The 13,938-nt window shown below is 65.0% G+C and carries 16 protein-coding genes; 7 read left to right on the plus strand and 9 right to left on the minus strand.

The features are described from left to right. Genes AC1RT2_RS11360 through sdhC form a run of 4 tightly spaced genes read right to left on the minus strand, consistent with a single transcriptional unit; the run spans nucleotide 1 to nucleotide 3,430 of the window. Entirely contained in the window at nucleotides 1-780 is a 780-nt protein-coding gene (locus AC1RT2_RS11360) for a succinate dehydrogenase iron-sulfur subunit (protein WP_069060762.1), read from the minus strand. A gap of 18 nt (nucleotides 781-798) precedes the next feature. Beyond that, a complete protein-coding gene (gene sdhA / locus AC1RT2_RS11365) occupies nucleotides 799-2,640 on the minus strand; it encodes a succinate dehydrogenase flavoprotein subunit (protein WP_069060760.1) in 1,842 nt (613 codons plus the stop codon). Nucleotides 2,641-2,646: 6 nt separating this feature from the next. Beyond that, entirely contained in the window at nucleotides 2,647-3,027 is a 381-nt protein-coding gene (gene sdhD / locus AC1RT2_RS11370) for a succinate dehydrogenase, hydrophobic membrane anchor protein (RefSeq protein ID WP_493101935.1), read from the minus strand. 10 nt (nucleotides 3,028-3,037) lie between these two features. Then, nucleotides 3,038-3,430, minus strand: a complete 393-nt coding sequence (sdhC, locus tag AC1RT2_RS11375; RefSeq protein ID WP_069060758.1) for a succinate dehydrogenase, cytochrome b556 subunit — start codon at nucleotides 3,428-3,430, stop codon at nucleotides 3,038-3,040. A 300-nt stretch (nucleotides 3,431-3,730) separates the two neighbouring features. Between sdhC and AC1RT2_RS11380 the strand changes: the two genes are divergently transcribed. Then, the gene (locus tag AC1RT2_RS11380; RefSeq protein ID WP_493101937.1) at nucleotides 3,731-4,189 is read left to right on the plus strand and encodes a hypothetical protein; all 459 of its coding nucleotides are present in this window, start codon (nucleotides 3,731-3,733) and stop codon (nucleotides 4,187-4,189) included. Here the strand turns inward: AC1RT2_RS11380 and AC1RT2_RS11385 are convergent. From AC1RT2_RS11385 to tsaD, 5 genes are all read right to left on the minus strand, one after another. Beyond that, nucleotides 4,170-4,826 carry a class I SAM-dependent methyltransferase gene (locus AC1RT2_RS11385; RefSeq protein WP_493101939.1) on the minus strand — a complete coding sequence of 219 codons (657 nt, stop codon included), beginning with the start codon at nucleotides 4,824-4,826 and terminating at the stop codon, nucleotides 4,170-4,172. The genes AC1RT2_RS11380 and AC1RT2_RS11385 overlap by 20 nt on opposite strands. Nucleotides 4,827-4,896: 70 nt before the next feature. After that, nucleotides 4,897-5,328 (minus strand): EVE domain-containing protein, encoded by a 432-nt coding sequence (locus AC1RT2_RS11390; protein WP_069060755.1) that lies wholly within the window; start codon nucleotides 5,326-5,328, stop codon nucleotides 4,897-4,899. A gap of 5 nt (nucleotides 5,329-5,333) precedes the next feature. Then, a complete protein-coding gene (locus tag AC1RT2_RS11395; RefSeq protein ID WP_493101941.1) occupies nucleotides 5,334-5,627 on the minus strand; it encodes a YciI-like protein in 294 nt (97 codons plus the stop codon). A gap of 17 nt (nucleotides 5,628-5,644) precedes the next feature. Beyond that, nucleotides 5,645-6,631 (minus strand): NAD(P)H-dependent glycerol-3-phosphate dehydrogenase, encoded by a 987-nt coding sequence (locus AC1RT2_RS11400; RefSeq protein ID WP_493101943.1) that lies wholly within the window; start codon nucleotides 6,629-6,631, stop codon nucleotides 5,645-5,647. Beyond that, nucleotides 6,628-7,722: a tRNA (adenosine(37)-N6)-threonylcarbamoyltransferase complex transferase subunit TsaD gene (tsaD, locus tag AC1RT2_RS11405; RefSeq protein WP_493101945.1), complete on the minus strand. Its 1,095-nt coding sequence runs from the start codon at nucleotides 7,720-7,722 to the stop codon at nucleotides 6,628-6,630. Before tsaD ends, AC1RT2_RS11400 begins: the two co-directional genes overlap by 4 nt. A gap of 73 nt (nucleotides 7,723-7,795) precedes the next feature. Here tsaD and hemC point away from each other — a divergent pair, with 73 nt between their 5' ends. The 6 genes from hemC (at nucleotide 7,796) to AC1RT2_RS11435 (ending at nucleotide 13,834) form a co-directional block, all read left to right on the plus strand. Continuing rightward, nucleotides 7,796-8,725 (plus strand): hydroxymethylbilane synthase, encoded by a 930-nt coding sequence (gene hemC / locus AC1RT2_RS11410; RefSeq protein WP_493101947.1) that lies wholly within the window; start codon nucleotides 7,796-7,798, stop codon nucleotides 8,723-8,725. 3 nt (nucleotides 8,726-8,728) lie between these two features. Beyond that, on the plus strand, nucleotides 8,729-9,454 hold the full coding sequence (locus tag AC1RT2_RS11415) for a uroporphyrinogen-III synthase (RefSeq protein WP_069060750.1): 726 nt from the start codon (nucleotides 8,729-8,731) through the stop codon (nucleotides 9,452-9,454). Nucleotides 9,455-9,706: 252 nt separating this feature from the next. Then, on the plus strand, nucleotides 9,707-10,954 hold the full coding sequence (locus tag AC1RT2_RS11420; RefSeq protein ID WP_493101949.1) for a COG4223 family protein: 1,248 nt from the start codon (nucleotides 9,707-9,709) through the stop codon (nucleotides 10,952-10,954). A 12-nt stretch (nucleotides 10,955-10,966) separates the two neighbouring features. Further along, nucleotides 10,967-12,598: a heme biosynthesis protein HemY gene (locus AC1RT2_RS11425; protein ID WP_493101951.1), complete on the plus strand. Its 1,632-nt coding sequence runs from the start codon at nucleotides 10,967-10,969 to the stop codon at nucleotides 12,596-12,598. A 27-nt stretch (nucleotides 12,599-12,625) separates the two neighbouring features. Then, complete coding sequence (locus AC1RT2_RS11430; protein WP_069060747.1) at nucleotides 12,626-13,114, plus strand: tellurite resistance TerB family protein; 489 nt, start codon at nucleotides 12,626-12,628, stop codon at nucleotides 13,112-13,114. Between the two features lie 3 nt (nucleotides 13,115-13,117). Next, nucleotides 13,118-13,834 (plus strand): glutamine amidotransferase, encoded by a 717-nt coding sequence (locus tag AC1RT2_RS11435; protein ID WP_493101953.1) that lies wholly within the window; start codon nucleotides 13,118-13,120, stop codon nucleotides 13,832-13,834. The last annotated feature ends 104 nt before the right edge of the window (nucleotides 13,835-13,938 follow it).

Consider the following 13,938-nt stretch of genomic DNA (forward strand, 5'->3'; position numbering starts at 1 on the left):
TCAGAGACGGCGCTCGACCATCATCTTCTTGATTTCGCCGATGGCCTTGGCCGGGTTCAGCCCCTTCGGGCAGGCCTGGGCGCAGTTCATGATGGTGTGGCAGCGATAGAGGCGGAAGGGGTCTTCCAGATTGTCGAGGCGCTCGCCCGTCGCTTCGTCGCGGCTGTCGATCAGCCAGCGATAGGCCTGGAGGAGGACGGCGGGGCCGAGATAGCGGTCGCCGTTCCACCAGTAGCTCGGACAGGAGGTCGAGCAGCAGGCACACAGGATGCACTCGTAGAGGCCATCGAGCTTGAGGCGGTCCTCGTGGCTCTGCTTCCACTCCTTGGCCGGCGCCGGCGACACGGTCTTGAGCCACGGCTCGATCGAGCGGTGCTGGGCGTAGAAGTTGGTGAGGTCGGGGACGAGGTCCTTCACGACAGGCATATGCGGCAGCGGATAGACCTTTACCGTACCCTTCACCTCGTCCATGCCCTTGGTGCAGGCAAGCGTGTTGGTGCCGTCGATGTTCATGGCGCAGGAGCCGCAGATGCCTTCGCGGCAGGAACGGCGCAGCGTCAGCGTCGGGTCGATCTTGTTCTTGATATAGAGCAGCGCGTCCAGCACCATCGGGCCGCAATCGTCGACGTCGATGGTGAAGGTGTCGATCGACGGGTTCTTCCCGTCGTCCGGGTTCCAGCGGTAGATGCGGAACTCGCGGGTGTTCGTGGCACCGGCCGGCTTCGGCCAGACCTTGCCTTCGGTCATCTGCGAGTTTTTCGGGAGAGCGAGTTCAACCATGTCCTGTTCTCCTCGGGATCAATACACGCGGGCCTTGGGCGCGATCTTTTGGGGATCGATCCCGTCCGCGATGAGGTCGGTGTGCACCGGGCGGTAGTCGAGCGTCACGTCGCCCGCCTCGTTTACCCAGGACAAAGTGTGCTTGCGCCAGTTGACGTCGTCGCGGCCGGCGAAGGGGCCGTCGACATAGTCTTCGCGGGCATGCGAGCCGCGGCTCTCCTTGCGCGCTTCGGCACCGTAGACCGTGGTGATGGCATTCGCCATCAGGTTTTCCAGCTCCAGCGTCTCTACGAGGTCGGAGTTCCAGATCATCGAGCGGTCGGTGACCTTGATATCCGGCAGTTCCTTCCAGATCGCCGTCATGCGCTTGCAGCCGCTTTCGAGCGATTCCTGCGTGCGGAACACCGCCGCGTCGTCCTGCATGGTACGCTGCATCTTGTCGCGCAGGATGGCCGTCGGCGTGCCGCCATTGGCGTTCCTGAGGCGATCGAAACGGTCCATGATCTTGTCGCAGGCGGCAATGTCGAGTGCGGGCACGGAGCCGACGCGGTCGATCACCTGGCCGGCGCGGATGGCGGCGGCACGGCCGAACACCACAAGGTCGATCAGCGAGTTGGAACCGAGGCGGTTTGCGCCGTGCACCGAGGCACAGCCGGCTTCGCCGACAGCCATCAGGCCGGGCGCGATGCGCTCCGGGTTCTCGCTGTTGGCGTTCAGCACCTCGCCCCAGTAGTTGGTCGGCACGCCGCCCATGTTGTAGTGAACGGTCGGCAGGACCGGGATCGGCTCGCGCGTTACGTCGACGCCGGCAAAGATTTTTGCGCTCTCGGAAATGCCCGGCAGGCGCTCATGCAGAACGGCCGGATCGAGATGATCGAGATGCAGGTAGATGTGGTCCTTGTTCTTGCCGACGCCACGGCCTTCACGGATTTCCATCGTCATGCAGCGCGAGACGACGTCGCGCGACGCGAGGTCCTTCGCCGACGGGGCATAACGCTCCATGAAGCGCTCGCCTTCGGAATTGACGAGATAGCCGCCTTCGCCGCGCGCCCCCTCGGTGATGAGGCAGCCGGCACCATAGATGCCGGTCGGGTGGAACTGCACGAATTCCATGTCCTGCAGCGGTAGGCCGGCACGCGCGATCATGCCGCCACCGTCGCCCGTGCAGGTATGCGCCGAGGTGGCCGAGAAATAGGCGCGACCATAACCGCCGGTCGCCAGCACCACCATCTTGGCAGCGAAGCGATGGATCGTGCCGTCATCGAGGTTCCAGGCGACGACGCCGGTGCAGCGGCCATCGGGGGCCATGATCAGGTCGAGTGCGAAATACTCGATGAAGAATTCCGCATTGTTGCGCAGCGACTGGCCGTAGAGCGTGTGCAGGATGGCGTGGCCGGTCCGGTCGGCGGCGGCACAGGTGCGCTGCACCGGCGGGCCTTCGCCGTAGTTCTGCATATGGCCGCCGAACGGCCGCTGGTAGATCTTGCCTTCCGCATTGCGCGAGAACGGCACGCCGTAATGCTCCAGCTCATAGACCGCTTTGGGCGCTTCCATGGCGAGATACTGCATGGCGTCGACGTCGCCGAGCCAGTCGGAGCCCTTGACGGTGTCGTAGAGGTGCCACTGCCAAGAATCCGGCGTCATGTTCTGCAGCGAGGCCGCGATGCCGCCCTGGGCGGCGACGGTGTGCGAACGCGTCGGGAAAACCTTGGTGATGCAGGCCGTCTTGAGGCCCTGCTCGGCCATGCCGAGCGTGGCGCGCAGACCCGCACCGCCGGCGCCAACGACGATCACGTCGAAGGAGTGGTCCACATAATTATAGGCCTTGCCGTTGGCCGCCGGGGAGGAGATCGCTGCCATGATGGATTATCCTGCGAAAGCGATTTTGAGGACGGCGAAAAGACAGAGCCCGCCGACGAGAATCGCGAAGAAGGTGTTGAGCATGAGAAGGCCGATCTTGATGCCCTCCGCATGCACGTAGTCCTCGATGATGACCTGCATGCCGAGCTTCATGTGGATGAGGCCGGAGACGACGACGAGGCCCATGAGGACGGCGACGATCGGGTTCGAGAGCGCTGCGGTGACTTCGGCATAGGACGCGCCGTTGTAGCAGATGAGGAAACCGACAAAGAACAGGATAAGCGGAACGTTGGCGACGGCCGTCAGGCGCTGGCGCCAGAAATGCTCCGTGCCGTCCTTTGCCGAGCCGAGGCCGCGAACCTTGCCGAGGGGCGTGCGCATGTCCATGGGGCTCTCCTCAGCGGGCCAGGTAGGCCACGATCCAGATCAGCAGCGTCAAAGCGACGGAGACGACCGGGGTTGCGATGGCGAGTTTGGTGGAAAAATTCTTCTCGTAGCCGTGGCCCATGTCCCACATGAAGTGGCGAAGGCCGCCCAGCATGTGCTGCATCAGCGCCCAGGTGTAGCCGAACAGCACGAGGCGGCCGATCAGCGAGCCGAAGAGCCAGTTGGCCCATTCGAAATAGGCTTCACCGGACGCAGCCGCGATCAGCCAGAAGGCGACCAGCACGGTACCGAAGTAGAGTGCGGCACCGGTGATGCGATGCACGATGGACATGACCATCGTCGGGATCGGTTTGTAGACCTGGAGATGCGGCGAGAGCGGCCGGCTTCGAGTGACATTCGCCATCTGAACCTCACGGAACCCCGGAGAGCCAAAAACTGGACAAATTTTCTCCGGAATTGCAGTATGTTGTGCACAATGTAGTGAGTGCGACGTTTACTCACCAGAGGGCGGGACCACAAGCCTCATTGCACTGCAAAATGAATTTAATCGATTATACGGCAGTCGTCGTTTGCGCCATTTCGAGACGCTTTCCGTCAATTAACGATAACGCCAAAATTCATAACCAAATCCGTGACTTTTGCCCGGCCCTGCCCCATCTTGCCGTTAAGGATTTGTTAAGCGTAATCCGAAAGGCAGGACAGAATGAGTCTGTTTTCAGTATCCCGTGCGACGAAAGTTCTAGTGCTTTCGGTCGCATTGGCAGCGGGCGGCATGACGGCCGCACAGGCGAGCGACCGCAACTCCGATGTCGGATGGTCGCGCGGTTCCGAATGGTCGCAGGACAGCATCAGCGGCCGCGTCACGACGCAGCGCGACCGTCGCGAATGGCGACCGCGCGACCGAAACCGTTATGAGCGCCGGGTGGAGCGCAATCGCGACCGCCATTGGCGTCAGGACCGCAACTTCTACGGCGGCGCCATCTCGGCCTACCGCGATCCCGGCAACGGCCTGTATTTCTACATCGACAGGGACCGTTATTCTGACGACCTGATCGATGCGCCGTTCGTCGAAAACCGCAGGCCCAAGGTCATCACGGTCACGCCCGACCAGGATGGTTGTTCGTGGGAAGCCGGCGTCTGCGTCATCCGGCCGGGTTCCTGAACCGCCAGACGGTGGTTTTCTTGACCTCGCTGTCCTCCAGCGCCCGTGTCACCGGCACCGTATAGGTCGCGAGCGCTTCCATGCGCTCGCGCGGGCAATAGGCGCGGCCCGGATCGCCGACGATCACCATTGCCCCGCGTGCCGCAAGGGCGGCAAACCACGGGATGAGGACGTCCGCAAAGGCGCGGTCATAAAACACGTCGCCGGCAAGCACGACATCCCAGCCCTCGTCCCGGCCCACCATGTTTTCGGCGGTAGAGGCGAGCTCCACGCCATTCAGCGCCGTATTGAGCCGGATGGCGGTTTCGCTCCAGGGATCGATATCCGCCGCCAGCACGGATGCAGCACCGGACAGGCGCGCCGCTATGCCGACGAGGCCGGAGCCGCTGGCAAAATCCAGCACGGACCGCCCCGCCACGAGGGACGGATGATCCAGCACATGGCGAGCCAGTCCCTGCCCGCCGGCCCAGGCAAAGGCCCAGAACGGCGGCGGCAGGCCGATGGCCTCCAGCTCCTCCTCCGTCTTCAGCCAGAGCTCATGCGCCTCGGTGGCAAGCCTGAGCTTCACCTCCGGCACATGCGGCGGCGACAGCACGTCGGTGTTTTCGCGGATGAAGACTTCGGGGTGGGTTTTCACCGAAGCATCGTCCCGAAAAGGGGGAACCGGTTTTCGGGAAGACGATGCGGAGAACAAAAAAGGCGAAGCATTAGCGCGGCGGCTTGGAGAGCCCACCCATGCGGCAGACCTCGATCCACTCGTCCTCGGTCACCGGCTGCACCGAAAGGCGCATGGAGGTGACGAGCGCCATGTTGGAGAGCTTGGGATTGGCCTTGATATCCTTCAGCGTCACCGGCTTGGGCATATCCTGCAGCGCGCGAATATCAACGCAATCCCAGCGAGGATCCTCGCCGGCCGTCGAATCCGGATGCGACAGCGCACAGACTTCCGTGAAGCCGACGATCTCCAGCCCTTCATTCGAATGATAGAAAAAGCCCTTGTCGCCGACCTTCATCGCCCGCATGTGGTTGCGCGCCAAATAGTTGCGCACGCCGGTCCATTCGGTGCCCGCTTCACCGGCATCCTTCTGCATCTGCCAGGACCATTTGAAGGGTTCGGACTTGTAGAGCCAATATGCCATGCGTCTCAGGCCTCCGGATTGTTGAAGACCCAGTTCCAGGCCTTCACCTCGACGGAGGCGAACAGGCCAGCCTTGGCATAGGGGTCGTTGTCGGCGATCTGCCGCGCCTCTTCGATCGTCTCGGCCTTGACCACGACGAGGCTGCCGGTCGGCTTGCCGTCGTCACCGAGAAACGGGCCAGCATAGGCGAGTTTTCCGCCCGCATTAAGCTCGTTGAGATAGGCGACGTGTTCAGGCCGTGTATCGAGGCGGATCTGAAGCGCACCGGGCTTGTCTGCGCAGATGAATGCGAAAAGCATGAAACAATCCTTCCTGTCTATTCCTGGGTGATCGGGCGCGTCATCAGCTGCCCGATCGCTGTCTTCACGTCGAGCGTGCCGTCGATGATGCGGGCGACCGCATCGGTGATCGGCATGTCGATACCCTTTTGCACGGCAACGCCGGCGGCAACCGAAGCGGCAAAGGCGCCCTCGACGAGATCGCCTGACCAGCCGGCGGCATTGCCTTCACGACCGAGCGCGATGCCGAAGCGCAGATTGCGCGACTGGTGGCTCGTGCCTGTCAGCACGAGATCGCCGAGGCCCGAAAGCCCCGTCACCGTGTTGCCCTCCCCGCCATGCGCCGCAACGAAGCGCGACAGTTCCGCAAGCCCGCGCGAAATCAAGGCTGCACGCGCCGAATCACCGAGCTCGGCGCCCTCGATGATGCCGCAGGCGATCGCCAGCACATTCTTCAAGGCACCGCCAAGCTGCACGCCGATCCGGTCCGTCGACGGATAGAGCCGGAACGTCGGCCCGGACAGGGCCTGCGCCAGCGCCGCGCCGATCTCCGCCGTCCGCGCGGCAATCACCATCGCCGTCGGCAGGCCACGCGCGATATCGGCGGCAAAGCCGGGGCCGGACAGCACCGCAATCTCGCGGCCCGGCAGTTCCTCTTCCAGAACGTCCGTCAGAAGCCGGCCGGTGCCCTTTTCCATGCCCTTGGCGCAGATCACGACCGCTGTGCCCGGCGCCAGCAGAGGCGCCAGATCCCGCGCCGCCTGGCGCTGCGCCTGCGAGGGCATGGCGAACAGCACGATGCCGGCACCGCGAACGGTTTCGACCTCGGCGCTGAACGCCAGCGCTTCCGGCAGGTCGATGCCCGGCAATGCCTTCTCGTTGCGCCGCGACGCGCGCATCATCTCAACGCCCGCAGCATCGCGGCCGATCAGCGTGACGTCGCCGCCGCTCGCCGCGGCGACACTCGCCAGCGCCGTACCGAAGGCGCCCGCGCCGACGACGGCAATCCTTGGGGTGGTGCTCATGCCTTGGCTCCCCGTTTGCCGGATCCAAGCATCGTCGCGGCCTCGCGGTCGAGCGGCCAGCGCGAACGCGGCGCGACGGCGAGGTCATCCGGCGCAAAGCCCGCCGCCATGCGCTCCAGTCCCGCCCAGGCGATCATCGAGGCATTGTCGGTGCAGAGCGCCAGCGGCGGCGCGATGAAACGGAATTTGTGTTTGTCGCAGAGCGCCTGCAGCGTGGACCGCAGTTCTGCATTCGCCGCAACACCACCGGCAACGACGAGCGCCGGTGTCGCCATTTCGGGAAAGAGCGTCCGAAACCGTTCGAGCCCGCGGCCGATGCGGTCCTTCAGGGTGCGCGACACGGCGCGCTGGAAGGAGGCGCAGATATCCGCGATATCCTGCTCCGTCACCGGCTCGATCGACTGCGCCGCCTGGCGCACGGCGGTCTTGAGGCCTGAGAAAGAAAAGTCGAGCCGCGCCTCGCCGACGAGCGGCCGCGGAAAGGTAAAGCGTTCCGGGTTGCCGGTCTTCGCCATGCGCTCGACCGCCGGCCCGCCGGGATAGGGCAGGCCGAGCAGCTTGGCCGTCTTGTCGAAGGCCTCGCCCAGCGCGTCGTCGATCGTCGTGCCCCAGCGCTCATAGTCGTCAACACCACGGATCAGCACGAGCTGGGTATGGCCGCCGGAGACGAGCAGCATCAGATAGGGAAACGACAGCCCGTCCGTCAGCCGCGCCGTCAGCGCATGGCCTTCGAGATGATTGACGGCATAGAGCGGCTTGCCGGTGGCGCGGGCGATCGCCTTGCCCGTCATCAGCCCGACGATGAGCCCGCCGATCAGCCCCGGCCCGCTCGTCGCGGCGATGGCATCGACATCCTTGAGCGAGCGCCCGGCGCGCAAAAGGGCTTCGGCAATCAGGCTGTCCAGCGCTTCCACATGGGCGCGCGCCGCGATCTCAGGCACCACACCGCCATAGGCGCTGTGCTCTTCGAGCTGGCTCAGCACGACTTCGCCGAGAATCTCGCCCCTTCCGTCCGGATCGCGCACGACAATGGCAGCGGCGGTCTCGTCGCAGCTCGTTTCGATGCCGAGAATGGTCAATTGGGACGACATGAAGCACTAGGATTGATTGCGGGCGGCTTTAAAGCCGGTTACGAGACATCCCGGTAACAACGGATTACGGCGGATGCAAACAAAACCTTTCAGGATCGGCACGCGTGGCAGCCCGCTGGCGCTTGCCCAGGCCCATGAGACCCGTTCGCGCCTGATGGCGGCCCATGGTCTTTCGGAAGCAATGTTCGAGATCGTCGTGCTCTCGACGAAAGGCGACCGCATCACCGATCGTTCCCTGGCGCTGATCGGCGGCAAGGGCCTGTTCACGGAAGAAATCGAGGCGCAGCTCATCTCCGGCGAACTCGATTTCGCCGTGCATTCCTCCAAGGACATGCCGACGAAACTGCCGGACGGCCTGCATCTTTCCGCCTTCCTGCCCCGCGAGGATGTCCGCGATGCCTTTATCGGCCGTGCGGCAAAACGCCTGCTCGATCTGCCGCAGGGCGCCACCGTCGGCTCCGCGTCACTTCGCCGCCAGGCATTGATCCGCCGCCTGCGGCCGGACCTCAACGTCAGCGTCTTCCGCGGCCAGGTCGAAACGCGCCTCGCAAAACTCGCCGAAGGCCAGGCCGATGCAACGCTGCTCGCCTATGCCGGTCTCAAGCGCCTCGGCAAGCTCGACGTGCCGACGGAAATCCTCGATCCCGTTTCCTTCCCGCCCGCCCCGGCGCAGGGCGCGATCTGCATCGAAAGTCGTCTAGGCGATGATCGTATGAACGGCCTGCTCGCCGCCATCGACGACCGGGCGACGCGCACCGCCGTCACCTGCGAACGCGGCTTCCTCGCCACGCTCGACGGCTCCTGTCGCACGCCGATCGCCGGCTATGCGACGGTCGAGGGCGAGCACCTGCAGTTCCGCGGCATGATCCTGACACCCGACGGCAGCCAGTACCACGAGATCGAGACGAGCGGCCCGGCGGGTGACGCTGGTCAGCTCGGCGAGGAAGCCGGCCAGGCGATCCGCGACAAGGCGGGAGCGGATTTCTTCGAAAGCTGGGGTTGATCCGTGCAGGTTGTCGTCACACGACCGCAAAAAGCGGCGGCACGCACCGCACGCAAGCTGGAAGCGCTCGGCCATGACACGCGGCTGCTACCGCTGGCCGCGCCGGAACACGACGTCGAGGCCCTGAAATCCGCCCTTGCCGTGCGCCATTCGGCAATCGCCATCACCAGCGCGGAAGTCGCCCGCCTTTTCGGCATGGTCGGCGAGACACTTGACCGCCACCTGCTAACCACCGTCTTCTCTGTCGGCCGCGCCTCGGCAGAGGCCGCGTCAGAGGCCGGTTTCCGCACCGTGCTGACCCCCGAGGGGGACGGCCGGGATCTGGCCAACATGATCATCGGCCATTGCCGGGATTTCGGCATGCCGGCCGAACCGATCCTCTACCTTGCCGGCAATCCGCGCGCGCCCGCCTTCGAAGCCCGCCTCACGGAAAACGGCATCCCCTTCCGCACGGTCGAATGCTACCGCATGGTGCCCCGCATCCCCAAACGCAGCGAAACGGAGGCCGCCCTCCTCCGGCCGGTGCCGGATGCCGTGCTGTTCTATTCGCGGGAAACGGCGCGCACCTTCTTCGAACTGTCGCCGCTGATCGAAATGCCCGAGCGCTTTCTTTCGACGCTCATGCTCTGCATGAGCCCGAATGTCGCCCATGGCGTACCGCAGCGTTTCGCGGCCTTGACGGTCGTTGCCATCGCGCCCAACGAGGAAAGCCTGCTCGATCTGCTCTAGGAGTGCCGAACAAAACCTCCGGGCGGAGGATTACCGAGGGACTTTCGTCTGCCCCGAGGAGCTTCCCGCAGTCGATGCTACCGGCGTCGGCGACGACGCGACAGGCGAAAAGCGCCGGCAAGCCAACCCCGCGCGGTTTTGTCAGGCACTCTAAGCGCAGGCGCCGGCGGATGAATTTACCGCAAGGGTCTTTCCCTCCTTGCCTTCCCTGTCTACGTTTAATGCAATGCACATGAACGCGAGGAGCTCGCCATGGAACCGGAAACCCCGTCCCGTCGCAAGAAGGCCAGCGATGAACCCGTGACCATCGACCTGGAGGCGGTTCCGGCCTCCGTGAGCAACGAAGCGCTCACGGCTGAGGAAAAGGCCGAAGCCGAGGCCGTCACACCGGAAACCGCAACCGAGGAACCGGTCGCCGAAGAGATTGTTGCCGCTGAGCCCGAGGTCGTCGAGGAAAAGCAGGACCCGGTCGAGCCGGCCCGGTCGACCTATGAGGAGCCGGTGCGCGCGCAAACGCCACCGCCGCCGCAGAAAAGCAATGCCGGCATGCTTGCTACCGGCATTCTCGGTGGCCTGATCGCGCTTCTCGGCGCCGGCAGCCTGCAATATGGCGGCTACCTGCCCGCACTCGGCCCGGAACGCGCCGGCGACACCAGTGCGGTCGCAGCCCTTTCCAATGAAGTCGAGGCGCTGAAAACCCGGCTCTCCGAAACCACGCCCGCCAGCCCGGTCGATCTCCAGCCGATCGAGGCCCGCATCGCGGCGCTCGAAACCTCGGCGGGCGACGGCACGGCTGCTGCCGGTGCGGCGCCGGAGGCTGTCACCAGGCTCGAAGCCGACGTGACGCGCCTTACGACCGAACTGACGGCACTGCGCGAAGCCGTTGCGCGCACCACCGAGGCGGTCAGCTCCACCGAAACCCAGCTGACCGAGCGCATTGCCGCCGCCGAGCAAAAACTCGACGAACCGCGCAACGACACCGAGCTGGCGCGCGCCGTGGCCGCGAGCGCACTCAAGACCGCGATCGACCGCGGCGGCCCCTATCTCGCCGAACTCGAGGCCTTCGCCAGCATCTCGCCGGATGACCCGTCCGTCGCGGGCCTGCGCGAACATGCCGCCATCGGCGTGCCGTCGCGCTCGGACCTCGTGCGCGATTTCCAGAAGACCACCGACGGCATCCTCGACGCCGTGCACCAGCCGGACGGCGACCAGGGCATCTTCAACCGCCTGATGTCGAGCGCCGCCTCGGCGATCCGCGTGCGGCCGGTCGGCACGGTCGAGGGGGATTCACCCGAAGCCATCGTCGCCCGTATCGAGACCAAGCTGCAGAACGGCGATTTCAAGGGCGCGCAGATCGAATGGCAGACCCTGCCGGACGTCGGCCAGGCCGCGGCAGTCGACTACAAGCGCACGCTCGACCAGCGCGTCGCTGTCGAAGGCCTGATCGGCAGCGTCGTTTCCGGCGCGATGACCGGCACATCCACCGGCAACCAGGGCTGAGGAGAAGACTTCATGATTCGCATTCTGGTCTTCGCTCTCTTCGTTCTCGCCCTCGCCGCGGGCTTTGCCTGGCTTGCCGACCGTCCCGGCGAGCTGTCGATCATCTGGCAGGGCCAACGCGCCGACATGAGCCTGATGGTCGCCGCCACGCTCGTCGTGTCGCTGATCGCCGCCGTCATGTTCTCCTGGTGGATCGTGCGCGTCGTCTGGACGTCTCCCCACTCGATCCAGCGCTATTTTCGCGCCCGCAAGCGCGACCGCGGCTACCAGGCCCTGTCGACCGGCCTGATCGCTGCCGGTGCCGGCGACGCCGCCGGTGCCCGAAAGATGCTCGGCCGCACCAAGGGCCTGCTCAATGCCGATCAGGAGCCGCTGCTCCACCTGCTCGAAGCGCAGGCGGCGATGATCGAAGGCCGCTATGACGATGCGCGCAAAAAATTCGAGCTGATGGCCGACGACCCGGAGACCCGCGAACTTGGCCTGCGCGGCCTCTATCTCGAAGCCCGCCGCCTCGGCGCCAACGAAGCCGCCCGGCAATATGCCGAGCGTGCTGCGGAAAAGGCGCCGCAACTGCCTTGGGCGGCGGAAGCCGCACTCGAATACCGCTCCGCCGCCGGTGACTGGGACGAAGCCCTGAAACTGCTTGGCGACGGCCGCACCGGCTCGCCCGAAGAGAAGAAGGCCCATGCCCGCCGCAGGGCCGTGCTGCTGACCGCCCGCGCCGCTGCAAAACTCGACGCCGACCCCAAGGGTGCGCGTGACGATGCGCACCAGGCGCTGAAGCTCGACGAAAACTTCGTGCCGGCCGGCCTCATCGAGGCGAAGGCCTATCTGCGCGAGGACAATCTGCGCAAGGCCGCCACCATCCTCGAAAAGCTCTGGAAGGCGACGGCGCACGGCGACGTGGCAAAACTCTATGTCCGCGCCCGCAGCGGCGATTCCGCCTCCGACCGGCTGAAGCGGGCGGAGAAGCTGGAAGCGCTGCGGCCAAACAATGCCGAGGCGCTCTATGCGGTTGCCGAGGCCGCGCTGGAAACCCGCGACTTCGCGCTTGCCCGCACCAAGGCGGAGGCCACCGCACGCCTTTCGCCGCGCGAAAGCGCCTTCCTGCTGCTCGCCGATATCGAGGACGCCGAGACCGGCGATCAGGGCCGCATCCGCCACTGGATGAACCAGGCGCTGAAGGCGCCCCGTGACCCAGCCTGGACCGCCGATGGCATCACGGCGCCGGAATGGCACGCCGTTTCGCCCGTCACCGGGCGTCTCGATGCTTTCGAATGGAAGACACCGGTCAGTGAATTGCAGGGGCCGGTCGAAGAGGGCTCGACGGATGCCGTCGACGAGGCCATCCGCACCTTGCCGCCGCTCGCCATCGAGGCGAAGCCGGTCATCCGGGTCAAAGAGGTGGTGAAGGTCCAAAAGGCCGAGGCCGAGGCACCCGCCGTGATCGCCACGGTCGTCGAGCCGATCCCTCTCAAGACCGTCACGCCGGCCAAGACACCTGAAAAGGCGCCCGAAAAGGCGAAGGTGGAGACGGTGGAGGAAAAAGAGGAAGAACGTCCCTTCTACGGCCTGCCGGACGATCCGGGCGTCAAGGAAGGGGCAGTCAAGCGAGACGGAACGAGCGGCTTCAGGCTGTTCTGAGGGTTTGGGGAACGGGGCTAAAAATCGATGTTCGAACGCTTGCAGCAATTCCTCGCGAGCCTCTCCGGCGGCGACGACAAGCCGGCCTTTGCCGCCGATGATCCGCGCGTCGCGGTCATGGCGCTGTGCATCCAGGTGATGGAGGCGGACGGCAAGGTGCTTGAGGTCGAGAAGAAGGCGCTGCGCGCCCGCTTCAAAGAATTTTACGGTGTCGACGAGGCGGAACTCGATGCCCTCGTCGCCGCCGGCACGGATGCCGAAAGCGAGGCGATCGATTTCTTCCGCTTCACCTCCGAGCTGAAACGCCAGCTTTCGGAAGAGCAGCGTGTCGACCTGATCGGCCTGCTGTGGGAGATCGTCTATGCGGATGGCGAGCGCAGCGAGATGGAGGATCATGCCATCTGGCGCATTGCCGACCTGATGGGCGTCTCCGGGCGAGAGCGCATCATGAAGCGGCAGGAAGTGGCCGGACGTGTGGGAGCAGCCGGGGAGAAAGAGGAACAGGACGAAGCCTGAGCCATGCTCGATTTCCCGCGAAACCCGCGCCGCAGGCGCCCTGTCCTGATCGTGCTGCATCAGGAGACCTCGAGCCCCGGCCGCGTCGGCCAGATCCTGCAGCAGATGGGTCATGCGCTGGATATCCGTCGCCCGGTGCTGGGCGATCCACTGCCCGAAACGCTGGAACAGCATGCCGGCGCCGTGGTTTTCGGCGGGCCGATGAGCGCCAATGACGACGAACCCTATGTCCGGCAGGAAATCGACTGGCTCTCGGTGCCGCTGGCGGAGAACAAGCCGTTCCTCGGCATCTGCCTTGGCGCGCAGATGCTGGTGAAAAATCTCGGCGGCACGGTGTTCGGCCACGAGGACGGCTGGACGGAGATCGGCTGGTATCCGCTGAATGCCACCGAAGCCGGTACGGCCCTGATGCCCTGGCCGGAGATGGTCTACCAGTTCCACCGCGAAGGCTTCGACCTGCCGACAGGCGCAACACTGCTCGCCACCGGCCATCACTACGAGAACCAGGCCTTTCGCTACGGCGACAATGCCTGGGGCATCCAGTTCCACGGTGAATTGACGCTCGCCATGATGCACCGCTGGGTCGTGCGCGGTGCGCATCGTTTCGAGTTGCCGGGCGCGCAGGCCGGCCGCGCCCATCTCGATGGGCGCCTGCTCTATGACGCGCGCCTGCGCCTCTGGATGACGGCCTTCCTCGACCGTATTTTTCACGAGGGGTAAGCGCAATTCCAAGAGACGGGCGAAGCGGTTTTGCGCCGGCGATTGCGTGGGGATAAAGGCCGGCATTAAACATGTTGCCGCACCCTATGAACCCCGGCCTTGCT

The organism is Shinella sp. GW821-FHT11G07 (genome assembly GCF_058808115.1).